The organism is Williamsia serinedens (assembly GCF_024171725.1).
GTDB classification, from domain to species: domain Bacteria; phylum Actinomycetota; class Actinomycetes; order Mycobacteriales; family Mycobacteriaceae; genus Williamsia_A; species Williamsia_A serinedens.
Genome location: NZ_JAMTCG010000007.1, coordinates 256,716 through 268,938, shown reverse-complemented (window position 1 = coordinate 268,938; position 12,223 = coordinate 256,716). Strand labels below are relative to the sequence as shown.

Genomic DNA, 12,223 nt, shown 5'->3' with positions numbered 1-12,223 from the left:
GTGCCGCGAGTGACGCTCGTGCAACTGGTGACAGCTGTCGTGATCGCCATGTGGGTGATCGCGAACATCGCCGACATCTTCCTCGCCGACTACACGCCGCCCGAGTCGCTGAACACCGCGTTCATGGCTCTCGTCGGGCCGCTGTTGGCGCTGATGGTCACCAGACGCGGAGACAAGACCGACGACGACAAGACGTCCGGGAGCGACGAACATGATCACTAGCACCGGGATCGCGCTGATGCTGATCGGCGCGTTCGTGACTGCGCTCGTGCGGGTGGGGTACTTCCGCGCGAAGGGCTACAAGGTCCGGATCCTGTACATCCGCCGGACGGACGCGGCGTTCACCGCGGGCGTCGTCCTCATCACCGCGCTGTCCCTGGTCACGATCATCACGACGGCACGCAACTCGGCGGCGGGGGAGGAGTGCGCCCGCCAGTTCCGGAATGCGTTGCTCTACAACGCGAAGCTCAACCAGGAGCAGGCGGGACTGAGCGATGACCTCGAGGACGAGCTGACGAAACGTCGGGCCGCGCAGGACAACCTGATCAACACCCTCGGGCCGGACCGTGTCGCGTCGCCGCAGTCGCTCACCCAGTACCGCGTCGTCGTGGGACAGATCGAGCAGCGGATCGACGACATCCGCGAACGCAAGATGCAGGCGCAGCGGTCGCGCGCGCCCTACCCCGATCCGACCTGCGGGAGGAACTAGCCATGGCTCTCGTCACCGTGACCGGCACGGTCACCGACATCACCGGCAGGGGAGACCCGGACCAGCTCGTATTCTCGAGCCCCTCGATCCGCCAGGACGTAATGTCCCCGCGGTACCAGCGGGTCTCGCCCGATGCGACGACCGGCCAGTTCTCGGTGCAGCTCGTCGCGGGCCCGGCGACAGTCCGCGTCGGCGGCAAGGTCTACCCGTTCATCGCGGCGGCCGGCGACCTGTGGTCGATGATCCAGGTCGGCATCAACATCCCGCCCGGTACGTCGGCGGAGAAGTTGCAGGCCGCCGTCGCGCAGTGGGCGCAGGACTTCGCCGACGCTCGCTACGCCACGCCGGCATCGGTCACGACCGCGGTCAACGCGCTGAAGAACCTCATCGTCGGACCCAATGCGCCGGCGACGCTCGACACGATCGCGGAGATCGCGGCGGCGCTTGGCAACGATCCGCAGATGGTCGCCAACCTGACCACGACGGTGGCGGGGAAGTACTCCAAGCCGTCGTCGGGGATCCCGTTGTCGGACCTCAAGAAGGCGGACCTCGACGGTGCTTATGCCCCCCGCTGGCAACCGAACACGGCCTACACCGCGGGGACCGTGGTCCTCGCCCCGACCGGCGACGTCGTCACCGCCAAGGCCGACTTCACCTCCGGCGCTTCGTACGTCGCGAGCAACTGGAACCCGGTCAACGCCCCGGCCACCGAGCCCCAGGCGCGCATCGACGGCGACGCCGCCACCCTCACCACCGCGACCGGCCGGGCCGTCGCGTTCTCCCTCATCGGACTAGGAGCCTGACATGGCAACGCAGAATGTGATGGCCGCAACGTCGGCCCTCCCTGGTGTGCTCGTCTCGAAGCAGATCGAGAACGCGGAGACGACCCAGTACACCGGGCCGGCGAACTCGTCCGTGAAGCTCGGCAAGGCGACGCTCGCGAACCCGACCGCCTCGGCCGTGACGGTGTCGGTTTCGATCGTGAAGTCCGGCGGCACGGCGGGTGCGGCCAATCGGGTTGTCGCGGGGCTCGCGCTCGCCGCGGGCGACTCGGTGGTTCTCAGTGAGATCGAGGGCCACTTCCTCGGCCCCGGCGACCTCATCTCAGCCATCGCCGGCACCGCTACCGCCGTGGTCCTGGTCATCTCCGGCGTGGTGCTGTCCTGATGCCGCGGCCATCCCGACTCAACCCCCGCGCCGTCGCCGACGCCACGGTCGCGTCGTTCGGAGATCTCCGGCCGTGCGCTGACCCTGTCGGTGCGCTCAACTGGTCGCTGACCGGGATCAACCACTGGAAGCCGGTCATCGCGGTCGGCGTCGACGGCAACGCCTACGGCCGATCCGGGACCACCGTCGCCACGATGTCGGTCGACTCGTGGGCCAACACGGTGGACGGCCCGGACTTCTCGTCGCTGCACTCTGGCGCGCAGATCGTCTACGTCAACCGGCTGTCCGAGGGGTGGGTGTTCGCCACCGACAACAGCAGCACCGACACCCTGATCTGGTGGTTCTCGCCCGCCTCGCAGACGTGGGGGCCGTCGATGACGGTCAACCAGATCGTGTCGTGCCGGTCGACGACGCTGAACATCCTCGGCGTTTCGATGCCCAAGCCCGGCCCCGACGGGAAGTCGGTGCTGCTCTACGGGGAGTACGGCGGCGGCTACTCGACCGCCCGGAAGCTGTGGATGACCCGCGACGGCGGCCAGACGTGGACGTCGATTCTCACCATCGGGCCGGGCACCGACACCGCGAACGCCTGCCACTTCCACCAGTCGACCTACGACCCGAAGCGGCAGCGGATCATTGCCTCCACCGGTGACGTCGGCAACCGCGGCCTGTTCTTCTCCGATGACTGGGGTCGCACCTGGAAGCGGTGGACCCAACCGTCGACGAGCCCGTACTACAACTCGGCGGCCCCGGCGGGGAACATGCAGCCGACCGCGGTGATCGTCATCGAGGACCGGGTGTTCGGCACGCCCGACGAGGGGTCGATCAAGGCGGGCCTGATCGAGATGGACCTCGACGCCCCCGAGCGCCCCGGCATCCGACGGTTCTACACCTCCGTCGACACGTTCGGCGCCGGCCAGTACGGCTACGGGCAGCTCGCCCAGCGCGGCCGCGAGGTCTACATGTGCTTCCCCGACACCGGGTCGGGCAGCAAGAAGCAGCTCATGGTCGGCACCGGCGACGGCGGCCGCACATGGTGGGAGCTGGGCTCGATCGCGACGTCGGGCTCCGCGAACTCGATCGGCGGCATCGCCGGCCCCGACAAGAACGGCTACCTGTACTTCACCGTGTTCAACGCCACCGGTTTCGGCCAGACGGGAACGCGCACCGTGCGGGCCAAGGTCATCGACTGGAAGTTCCGGCACCCGCAGGCGCCGGCGTTGACGTACTCGCCGCTGGCGCAGTAGTCGCGGTCCCGGCCTGGGTGCGCAGGGCCTGGACGAGCCGGTCGGCGATGTCCTGGTGACCGGCGGGGCTCGGGTGAACCTTGTCCCGTGAGATCAGCTGCGCGGCGTTGCTCGTCGTGACCCACGGGTCGAGGCCCTCGGCGGAGATGTACGCGATCGACCGGGCGGCGGCGGCGCTCTGCAAGATGGTGTCGACGTTCTGGATCGCGTTCACCGACGGCTCGTTGCTCGGGTCACCGGCGATCGGCCCGAACATGGCGAGCTGCACACCGGGCCACTTCGCCCGCACGCGGCTGATCAGCGAGTCCGCGTTCTGGTAGAGCGCGCCGGTGACCTCCTGGTCGTTGATGCTGCCCTGCACGATGACCAACGTGGGCGCCGGCGTGGCGGGCAGGGTGTCCAGGGCCTGACCGAACGTGAGTCCGTCCTTCGGTCCCTGCTTCACGTACCCGCTGCCGCTGTGGCCGCTGACTACGAAGTCGCCGCCGAGCTGCTCGCCCGCGAGATAGGCGTACCCGCGAGTGAGGGGGTTCGCGCCGGTGCCCTCCGTGAACGAGTCGCCGAGAAACAGGACCCGCTGGTTCGCGACGTTGAGGGGCCGCGGGTCCGGCGCGGCGACGGTCTGACTAGCAGCCCCGGCCATCGCGGCGGCGCGGTCGGCCGCTGACACCTCGGTGGGTTGGTCGGTGCGCCACACGAGCACGCCCAGCACAACCGCCACCACGGCGCATATCGCGAGCACGATGCTCTCCCACCTAGACAACCCCCGCGAACGCCTCATGCCAGGAATCTATCGGTCGCCCGTGCAGGTTGCCGGATATGTCAAACGAACGAGGGACTGACGGGTTGGCCGGCGCGGCTACTCTCGCAAGATGGAGATCGACCAGCGCGGGCAGCTCGGGCCACTGCTATCAGACATGTCGGTTCCGGACTTCCGGCTACCCACGTCAGTGATGGCGGCGGTGTACGCGTTGAGTGCTGGTAAGTACGACAGCTGCTACCTCGACGTCGAGGTGGACAACTCCGGCATCACCTACAAGTTCTGGTGGCTTCAGGGAGACGTGATCGGCTGGGTGACCGCGTCGAGTTCGGACATCGACTGGCAGCACCGCCCTCTGCGCGAAGAGCCGGAGGACGCGAAGACCGACGCCCAGCTTCGCCGGATCGGCGACATCGAGCGAATCGAATTGGCTGAGCTGAAGGTGTGGCAAGACGGATTCCAGACCGGCGTGCTCAGTGTCGATGCTCCGATCCGCCTCGCTTTCCGTCAGGGTGACGGCTTGGCCTTGGGCGACCGCGACCCTCGCAACGCTGCGGGTCGCGAGAAGCGGGACGCCTTCGTCAAGGCCGTCATGAAGGCGTTCGGCGCCACCCGCCCATAACGCGGAGAAAGGGCGAACGGACCGCTGTCCGATTTGGGCTAGTCTGCCGGGATGATGCAGATCACGTCAGACGAACAGTGGTACGACCAGGTCGAGGATGACGTCGCGGTTGAGCAGGGCGGACGCCTGCACCTGAACGGCATGGTTACCGGTCGCCTCATCGTTCGTCGAGGAGGCACCGCCCAGATCAACGGAATGGTCGGCGATTTGGTGATCGAGCAGGGCGGCTATGCCAACCTCCACGGCACTTGCACCGGCTCGGTGACGAACGAGGGCGAGCTAACGGTGGCGGGCATCATCAAGGGTCAGCTGCGAGAGGGCGGCGACGCGACCACAACGGTGGTGCCCGGCGCCTACGTCAACGGCCAGCAGCGCTGACGGAACCACCTACGCCTCGCCCGCGTCCAACGAGGGTGAGCATCGTCGACGCCTGGGGCACCGCGGCCATGATCGCGGCATTCTCGTTTCTGCTGTACCGCTACCTCGTCGGCCCGCCGCCGGACTGACGCCGCAGCGATCGCGGTGCGGTCGAGATGTCGTCGGCGGCGGTGACCGCGTCGCACGTCCGGCAGACCCAGTGTCGACACGGGACCTCGCGCTGGTTGCTCCACCCCACGAGATGCGATCGCGGCCGGCGCCAGTCCGCGCCACACGCCGGGCACGCCGGCGGCTTCCACTCGACCCACGGCGACACGGGACCTCCTCGGCCCGCGACGAGTGAGCACCAGCCTACGAACGACCGCAGACACGAAAGCGCCCCACCTTGGAGGTAACAGGGTGGGGCGCGTTCGTGCGTTCGCGGGCTTCCCTCCCGGTCACGCGCGACGAGCGTAGCGACGTGGTCCGACAGTGTTACCCGAGGTAACACCGCCGCCTGTTCACCTGGGATTTTGGCGCGTACGCCACCTGTCACGATCGCACACCGCTATGTGTCGTGACCTGCGGAAACGTGCTGAATTCGGAGGGTTCAAATCCCTCTGCGCGCACCACGGTTCCCGGGGCCCGTTTCGTCCGACGGTCCCGCGGGCACACGGCCGCGATGACGCAGGAACACTTCGCTCGTGACCGGTCACGAACCGACGGTGGGGCATCCGTCCTCGTCGTCGCCGATCCCGGTGAGCCGACCGATCTCGCCCGGCGTGTCGTCGAGCACCTGCCGTCGGTGATGCACGGACACGATCCCGACGCGCGGTCATGGACGGCGACTCTGCTGTCGGAATCCCATGTGCCCGAGGAGGACACCGAGTTCGACCAGGTCGTCGACAGTGTCGATCCGCGCTCCCGGGACGAGGAGCTCGTGCTCTACCTGACCGACATGCCGCGGCGTGACGGGACACGACCTGTGGTCGCCGAGCTCCATCCCGAGCATCGCTTCGCGATGATCTCGGTCGTCGGCGTGGGTGGGATGGGCGTCGGTCGGCGCGTGCACGATGTCGTCGGTCTCGCGGTCGCGCACCTGCTGGACGGGCCGCTCGTGTCGACCCCGTCCGTGCGGCGGCGATTCCCCACCGCCCCCGTCGGGTCCACCGGGGTGCGCATCTTCTCCCCGCCGGGCCTGCGCCGCGCGCGACTGCTGGCCGGCATGGTCCGGGCCAACCGGCCCTGGCGCCTGGTGAGTGGCCTGTCGAAGGCGATGGCGGGTGCGTTCGCGACAGGGGCGATCGCTCTCGCGACCAGCACGATCTGGCTGTTCGCCGACCTCATGGGGCCGTGGCGCATGAGTGCCGCGACCGTCCTGTCCATCGCGGCCATGGTCGTCTGGTTGATCGTCGACCACGAGTTGTGGGAGCGACCGGCCGGACCGCAGGAGCGCGCCCGATCGATGCTCTACAACGCGGCGACCGTGGTGACCCTGCTCCTCGGTGTACTCGCGTTCCACGTCGCCCTGTTCGCGCTCCTGTTGTTCACCGCCGGGGTGGCCCTCCCACCCAGCTTGTTCTCCCAGACGCTGAAACACCCGGTGGGCGCCTCGGACTACCTGTTGCTGGCCTGGCTCCTCGCGTCCATCGCGACCATCGGCGGTGCCATGGGTTCGGGGCTCGAGGACGACGACGCGGTCCGCTCGGCTGCCTACGGCGTCCGGCAGCAGGAACGCATGCGGCAGATCCAGGACCGCACCCGGCAGGCGAGCACGGACGACCGGTCGGGCGAGGCCCGGTGACGGGGTCTCAGCGACCGCCGGCCGACGTCCGCGGCAGGTAGCGCAGGATTGCGCCGATCCCGTCGGTCGGCGAGACCCGTTCGTCCACGCGGACGAGATCGGCGTCGGTGGCGATCGCGAGCATCGGCAGCGCCTCGTCGGCGCGGAGCACCCGCTCGGGTGCGGCGCCCAGCTCCGAGAGGTTCGCGGCGGTCGGTGCCACCGTCGTCGGTGACCCGTCGTCGACGACGGTGGCGTCACCGATGTCGCCGATCACCAGGGTGTCGACCTCACCGTTGCGCAGCGCCCCGCAGACCGCGGTCCGGTCAACCCCTCCACCGCGAGGCCCTCCTCGCGGTGGATCTCGGCGTCGAAGCGCCTCGCCGTCGCGTCGAGGACCTCGTTGCGTCGACGTTCGTCGGCCTGGGCGACCGCGGCGAGAATGTCTGACTCGGACAGACCGCTGCCGCGGGCCCCGATCGGCAGGTTGTGGAGCACGTCGGCGAGCCGCGACGGGGCCGCGGCGTGCAGATCGGCGAGCGAGGTCGTCTCGCCGACGACGTAGACCCTCTCGGGTCGGCGGCGGTCGACGATGGCGCAGAGATGGTCGACCGCGGCGGCGATGTTCTTCCGCGACTGCTCGTCGGAGCGGCGCTGCGGATCGCCCGGCCCGGCGGTCTCGGCGCCCGACGCGTGGTGCACCGGGGTCCCGACGCCGTCGACGGTCTCGCGGTGGGCCACCGACGTCCCGGTCAGCTCGAGGACGTCGGCGCCCGTGTGGTCGACGACCGCGACGACCTGCAGCGTCGACGAGACGCCGTGCTCGATCAGGGGGACGAGGTAGGGCAGCGCCGAGTGTCGGGCCACGGTCCGCACGGGCGGCCGGACCAGACGCGCGTCGAGATGGACGCCGGATTTCGTGGCGACGATGGAGCGGCCCGACGCGCCGACCGGGGGAGCGCTGCGCAGCAGCGTGTCCTCGACGAGGTCGACGACCCGTTGCTCCGCGCCCGCGTCGACGAGGTCCTCGCGGACGGCACGCCACCGCAGCGACAACTCGTGCTCGGCGTTCTCGGTGTCGTGTGAGTCGTCGATGTGGACCGACACGAACGGCGGCTCCTGCTCGGTCAGCGAGCGGAGATTGGATGCGCGCACGGGTGGACTCCTCCCGATGGGACGTCGTGATGTCGCCCGGCGGGTGCCACGGTCCCCGTGAGGTGAAACGTCGGGGCGCTCAGGCGTCGAGCGGTGCGCTCGCGGCGCGGTAGCGCTCAGCGATGTGGTCGTGCTCCGCGGCCTGTGCGAGGCAGAGCCTGCGCAGCGGCTCGGGTCCGAGGACGGTGAAATCGGCGTCGAACCGGTGCAGCCACCAGGCGATCGACTCCAGCGAGGACCCGAACAGTGCTATCTCGCAACTGGTCTCGTCGCCGGCCTCGATGACGCCCCACTCGGGTCGGACCATCGACTCGACATCCTGCACGGGGGCGTGGATACGCACCCGGGCGTCGACGGCCCGCATCGCCGAACCGATGCTCGCGGCGACGAAGGCCGCGGCACCACCCTCGGGCAGGTCGCGGGCGGCGAAGCGCGGTCCGGTCGGTGTCTTCGGGGTCATCCGGTCGACGCGGAAGGTGCGCCAGTCCTCGCGTCCGACGTCCCAGGCCAGCAGATACCAGCGCGCGCCGTTGCGGACGAGCCGGTAGGGCTCGCACTCACGCCGCGATTCCTCACCCGTCCGCGTGCTGTAGTCGAAGCGCAGTCGCTCACGCCGGTGGCAGACGAGCGCGATGTCCGACAGGGTCGCCGCGTCGACCGACGACGTCGGGGCGGGCCGGTCGACCGTCTCCACCGTCAGCGCGTCGAGACGGTGCCGCAGTCGCGACGGCATCACCTGCCGCAGCTTCGACAGCGCGCCGGAGGCGGCGTCGTCGAGTCCGGTGACCGAGCGCGTCGCACCCGACTGGAGTGCGACGGCGACGGCGAGCACCTCGGCGTCGTCGAGCAGCAGCGGGGGCATCTCGGCGCCGGCGCCGAGGCGGTACCCACCCCCGACCCCGACCGTCGCGTCGACGGGGTACCCCAGGGTGCGGAGCCGATCGACGTCGCGGCGGACCGTGCGGGGCGTGACCTCCAGCCGACGGGCGAGGTCGGCACCGGACCACTCCTGACGCATCTGCAGCAGCGACAGCAGCGACAGCAGTCGGGCGGACGATTCGATCGGCATGGGGGTCATCCTGGCACCGATTGCGGTCAGAATCTGTCCGCGAGTGCCGGCGGTCGCCGCACGCCCCGACGGCGTTCGACACGCCGTGCCGAGACAGGGCTGAGATCGTCTCGTGTCTCATCCGTGCTCATCGGCCGCATGGGTCTCGTTAGTCTCGCTGTGTCTCATCAGTCTCACGAGGAGTCGGCATGGTGCTGCTGCGGTTTCGACGGGCCATCGCGGCGGTGACCGCGGTCGTCGCCCTCGGGGGCGGCGTCGGCGCGCTGCAGGCGACCGTGGCCGCGCCCGCGAGCGCGGCCCCACCCACCACGACGCTGTTCAACTCGGCGCAGGCGAAGTTCACCGCGGGCGACGTGCCGGGCGGACTCGGGGATCTGGCCGCCCTCCTGCGCGTGGCCCCGAACGACGCCCAGGCACTCGCGCTGCAGGCGGTGTGGTCGGACTTCACGCTCGACCTGATCACGCGGCAGAACGCCCTGAACCGTCTGGGCGCGGTGTCGCCGGCCATGGCGGGGACCGTCGGGCGGATGTTCGGTGCGATCGGGGCCGGCATCGGGACGATCCCGAACCCGTTGCCAGGCATCATCGGTCCGCAGACGGCGATCGTCGTGCTGGGCTATGGACTCATGCCCGACGGGTCCATGCGCGACGAGCTCACGTCGCGGTTGGGTGCCGCCTGGTTGCAGGCCGTCGCCGCGCCCTGGTCGACCGTCATCGTCAGCGGTGGTGCCCCACACGCCGGCGTGACCGAGGCCGCAGCGATGCGGAACTGGTTGGTGGGACGCGGGATCCCGGCCTCGCGGATCGTCGTGGAGGACCGGTCGGGGTCGACGGTGCAGAACGCGCTCAACTCCGCGGCGATCGCCCGGTCCCGCGGACTGGGCAACGCGGTGCTGGTGTCCAGCGCGGATCACGTCCGTCGGGCCGCCGCCGACTTCACCATGGCCGGACTGCCCGTCGTCGGCGCCACCACGCAGCTCGACGGCTGGCTGCCGCAGCTCATCCCTCCGCTGCGGCCGTCGCAACGGGGCATCTACCTGGACGTGACCCGGACGGCGGGGATCCCGGCGCGCCGCTGAGCCACGAGCTTCACCCGACGGCGAGGCTTTCCAGATCGCCGGAGGGCAGGTGGATCCAGCCCTCGCGCCGGGCGATCACCGCGGTCTCGCCGTCGGGCAGGTGGGTGCGCCCCAGCGCGGCGGCACGGGCGATGCACGCCGCGATCACCGCGTCGAACACGTCGTCGCTGCCGCGGACGGCCGCCTCCGACACGCTCAGCTGCAACCACGGGGCGCGAGACAACAGCTCGTCGACGAGGCCGTCGAGGACCATCGCCTTCGCCGGGCCCTTGTATCCCCGGTGATCGAGTCCCCAGACCCGGAGTGCTGCCGCGGGATAGGCCTCGACGACCGGTCCGTCCACACGGTCGGTGACCCCCAGCGCGCGCAGCAGTCCGACGCAGCGCATCGCCACGTGCGCGATGAGGTCCGCGGAGACGCTCAACGGGATGAGACGTGTTCTCTCGCGGACCACGTCGTCGGTCACGCGACGCACGAGACCGGCCCGGGCGCCGCGCGTGTCCGACGCGGCGGGCAGGTCCCGATCGGCCTCTGCAACCGACGTGTCGGGGTCGCCGAGTTCGTGGTGGGCGACGACGAACCGGACGAACCGGTCGGGCCACCCGAACGGTGCGTCGATGCCCACCCGCTCGCACCCCGCGGCGGCCGCGACGATGTCGGAGTCGGTGGCGCCGAGCGTGATCCGCTCCACCTCGGCCCTGCCCGACCGCCACCGCAGGACGGCGAGCGCGGACTTGGTCGGCTCGGCCGCGAGGTCGACTCCCAGGGTACGCACGCCCCGACGGTAGCCCCCCGGGGCAGCCCCCGACGCTGTGTCACAGTGGGCGGATGCTGTTCCCGCTGCTGACACCGTCCGCGGTCGCCGCGACGACCGACGTCCCCGACACCGTGTCCGTCGACGGTCTGTCGTTCTCCCGCGCCGACGTCGCCGGCGCGGCCACCGCGACCGCCGAGCGCCTCGGCGGGGTGCGTGTGGTCGCTGTCGAGGCCACGCCCACGATGGCCACGGTCATCGCGGTGGTGGGAGCGTTGCTGGCCGGCGTGGTCGTGGTGCCGGTCCCGCCGGACTCGGGCAGCGCGGAGCGCCGCCACGTCCTCGACGACTCGGGCGCCCAGGCATGGCTCGGACCCGAGCCGGCAGATGCTGCGGGCCTCCCGCACCTGCCCGTCCGCCTGTACGCGCGGTCGTGGCACTCCCATCCGCAGCCGCCGGCGGGTCACGCGGCGATGATCCTGTACACGTCGGGCACCACGGGCGCGCCGAAAGGCGTTGTCAGCACGCACGGGTCGATCGCTGCGGGCCTCGACGCGCTCGCGGCGGCCTGGCGGTGGACCGCGGACGACGTGCTGGTGCACGGGCTGCCGCTGTTCCACGTCCACGGGCTGATCCTCGGTGTGCTGGGGCCCCTCCGGATCGGCGGTCGGCTGGTGCACACCGGCCGACCCACGCCCGAGGCGTATGCGTGTGCCGCCGGGACGATGTACTTCGGTGTCCCCACGGTGTGGTCACGCATCGCCGCCGACGAGCACAGCGCCCGCAGCCTCTCGGACGCGCGGCTGCTGGTCTCGGGCAGTGCGCCCCTGCCCGAGTCGGTCTTCCGCCGTGTCGCCGAGCTGACCGGCCACGAGATCGTCGAACGGTACGGCAGCACCGAGACACTCATCACCCTGAGCGCCCGCGTCGACGGCGAACGCCGCGCCGGGTGGGTGGGGCTGCCCCTCGACGGTGTGGAGACGAGGCTCCGACCGGACCCCGAGTCCGCGGGCCCGGACGCCGACGACCTCCCGCATGACGGGGAGTCGATCGGCGAGTTGCTGGTGCGCGGCCCCATGCTCGGCGCCGGCTACCACGGTCGGCCCGAGGCGACCGCCGAATCCTGGCTGCCCGGAGGGTGGTTCGCGACCGGCGACGCCGCCGTCGTCGACGCCGGGGGCATGCACCGGATCGTGGGTCGACTCTCGACCGACCTCATCAAGTCGGGGGGATTCCGGGTGGGCGCGGGGGAGATCGAGAGCTGTCTGCTCGACCACGACGCCGTCGCCGAGGTCGCCGCGGTCGGTGTGCCCGACGACGACCTCGGCCAGCGCATCGTCGCGGTCGTCGTCACCGCGGCCGGACACGACGGCGGGGACGACCTGGCTGCGACGCTCGTCGCCCATGTCGCCGAACGACTCTCGGCGCACAAGCGTCCTCGCGACGTCCGCTTCGTCGACGAACTCCCGCGCAACGCGATGGGCAAGGTGCAGAAGAAGGCTCTGCTCGAGGCGCCGTGAC

General features: G+C 70.5%; 15 protein-coding genes. 10 read left to right on the top strand and 5 right to left on the bottom strand.

Features of this window, described 5'->3' with window-relative positions:
- The first annotated feature begins 9 nt into the window (after positions 1–9).
- Genes LX12_RS19255 through LX12_RS19235 form a run of 5 tightly spaced genes read left to right on the top strand, consistent with a single transcriptional unit; the run spans position 10 to position 3,123 of the window.
- The gene (locus tag LX12_RS19255) at positions 10–222 is read left to right on the top strand and encodes a hypothetical protein (protein ID WP_253656207.1); all 213 of its coding nucleotides are present in this window, start codon (positions 10–12) and stop codon (positions 220–222) included.
- Complete coding sequence (locus LX12_RS19250) at positions 212–709, top strand: hypothetical protein (RefSeq protein ID WP_253656206.1); 498 nt, start codon at positions 212–214, stop codon at positions 707–709. Before LX12_RS19255 ends, LX12_RS19250 begins: the two co-directional genes overlap by 11 nt.
- 2 nt (positions 710–711) lie before the next feature.
- Positions 712–1,512 (top strand): hypothetical protein, encoded by an 801-nt coding sequence (locus LX12_RS19245; protein ID WP_253656205.1) that lies wholly within the window; start codon positions 712–714, stop codon positions 1,510–1,512.
- A gap of 1 nt (position 1,513) precedes the next feature.
- Positions 1,514–1,876, top strand: coding sequence for a hypothetical protein (locus LX12_RS19240; protein ID WP_253656204.1), 363 nt, complete (start codon positions 1,514–1,516; stop codon positions 1,874–1,876).
- Positions 1,876–3,123 (top strand): hypothetical protein, encoded by a 1,248-nt coding sequence (locus tag LX12_RS19235; protein ID WP_253656203.1) that lies wholly within the window; start codon positions 1,876–1,878, stop codon positions 3,121–3,123. The genes LX12_RS19240 and LX12_RS19235 overlap by 1 nt, the downstream gene beginning before the upstream one ends.
- On the opposite strand, the gene LX12_RS19230 is transcribed toward LX12_RS19235, so the two are convergent.
- The gene (locus LX12_RS19230) at positions 3,059–3,904 is read right to left on the bottom strand and encodes an SGNH/GDSL hydrolase family protein (RefSeq protein ID WP_253656202.1); all 846 of its coding nucleotides are present in this window, start codon (positions 3,902–3,904) and stop codon (positions 3,059–3,061) included. The two genes, LX12_RS19235 and LX12_RS19230, sit on opposite strands and share 65 nt — an antisense overlap.
- A gap of 91 nt (positions 3,905–3,995) precedes the next feature.
- Between LX12_RS19230 and LX12_RS19225 the strand changes: the two genes are divergently transcribed.
- The 3 genes from LX12_RS19225 to LX12_RS19215 all read left to right on the top strand — a co-directional run bounded on the left by LX12_RS19225 (position 3,996) and on the right by LX12_RS19215 (position 6,666).
- Positions 3,996–4,505, top strand: coding sequence for a hypothetical protein (locus tag LX12_RS19225; RefSeq protein WP_253656201.1), 510 nt, complete (start codon positions 3,996–3,998; stop codon positions 4,503–4,505).
- 51 nt (positions 4,506–4,556) lie between these two features.
- On the top strand, positions 4,557–4,883 hold the full coding sequence (locus LX12_RS19220; protein ID WP_253656200.1) for a hypothetical protein: 327 nt from the start codon (positions 4,557–4,559) through the stop codon (positions 4,881–4,883).
- 661 nt (positions 4,884–5,544) lie between these two features.
- Positions 5,545–6,666, top strand: a complete 1,122-nt coding sequence (locus tag LX12_RS19215; protein ID WP_253656199.1) for a hypothetical protein — start codon at positions 5,545–5,547, stop codon at positions 6,664–6,666.
- A gap of 7 nt (positions 6,667–6,673) precedes the next feature.
- Here the strand turns inward: LX12_RS19215 and LX12_RS19210 are convergent, their stop codons facing one another.
- The 3 genes from LX12_RS19210 to LX12_RS19200 form a co-directional block, all read right to left on the bottom strand.
- Entirely contained in the window at positions 6,674–6,922 is a 249-nt protein-coding gene (locus LX12_RS19210) for a hypothetical protein (RefSeq protein WP_253656198.1), read from the bottom strand.
- Entirely contained in the window at positions 6,919–7,800 is an 882-nt protein-coding gene (locus LX12_RS19205; protein WP_253656197.1) for a baeRF2 domain-containing protein, read from the bottom strand. The genes LX12_RS19210 and LX12_RS19205 overlap by 4 nt, the downstream gene beginning before the upstream one ends.
- Before the next feature lie 79 nt (positions 7,801–7,879).
- Positions 7,880–8,869, bottom strand: coding sequence for a helix-turn-helix transcriptional regulator (locus LX12_RS19200; RefSeq protein WP_253656196.1), 990 nt, complete (start codon positions 8,867–8,869; stop codon positions 7,880–7,882).
- A gap of 188 nt (positions 8,870–9,057) precedes the next feature.
- Between LX12_RS19200 and LX12_RS19195 the strand changes: the two genes are divergently transcribed.
- Positions 9,058–9,948, top strand: coding sequence for a YdcF family protein (locus tag LX12_RS19195; protein WP_253656195.1), 891 nt, complete (start codon positions 9,058–9,060; stop codon positions 9,946–9,948).
- Positions 9,949–9,958: 10 nt separating this feature from the next.
- Here LX12_RS19195 and LX12_RS19190 read toward each other — a convergent pair whose 3' ends face one another.
- Positions 9,959–10,723 (bottom strand): DUF429 domain-containing protein, encoded by a 765-nt coding sequence (locus LX12_RS19190; RefSeq protein ID WP_253656194.1) that lies wholly within the window; start codon positions 10,721–10,723, stop codon positions 9,959–9,961.
- 53 nt (positions 10,724–10,776) lie between these two features.
- On the opposite strand from LX12_RS19190, the gene LX12_RS19185 reads away from it, so the two are divergent.
- Positions 10,777–12,222 (top strand): acyl-CoA synthetase, encoded by a 1,446-nt coding sequence (locus LX12_RS19185; RefSeq protein WP_253656193.1) that lies wholly within the window; start codon positions 10,777–10,779, stop codon positions 12,220–12,222.
- Position 12,223 lies beyond the last annotated feature (1 nt).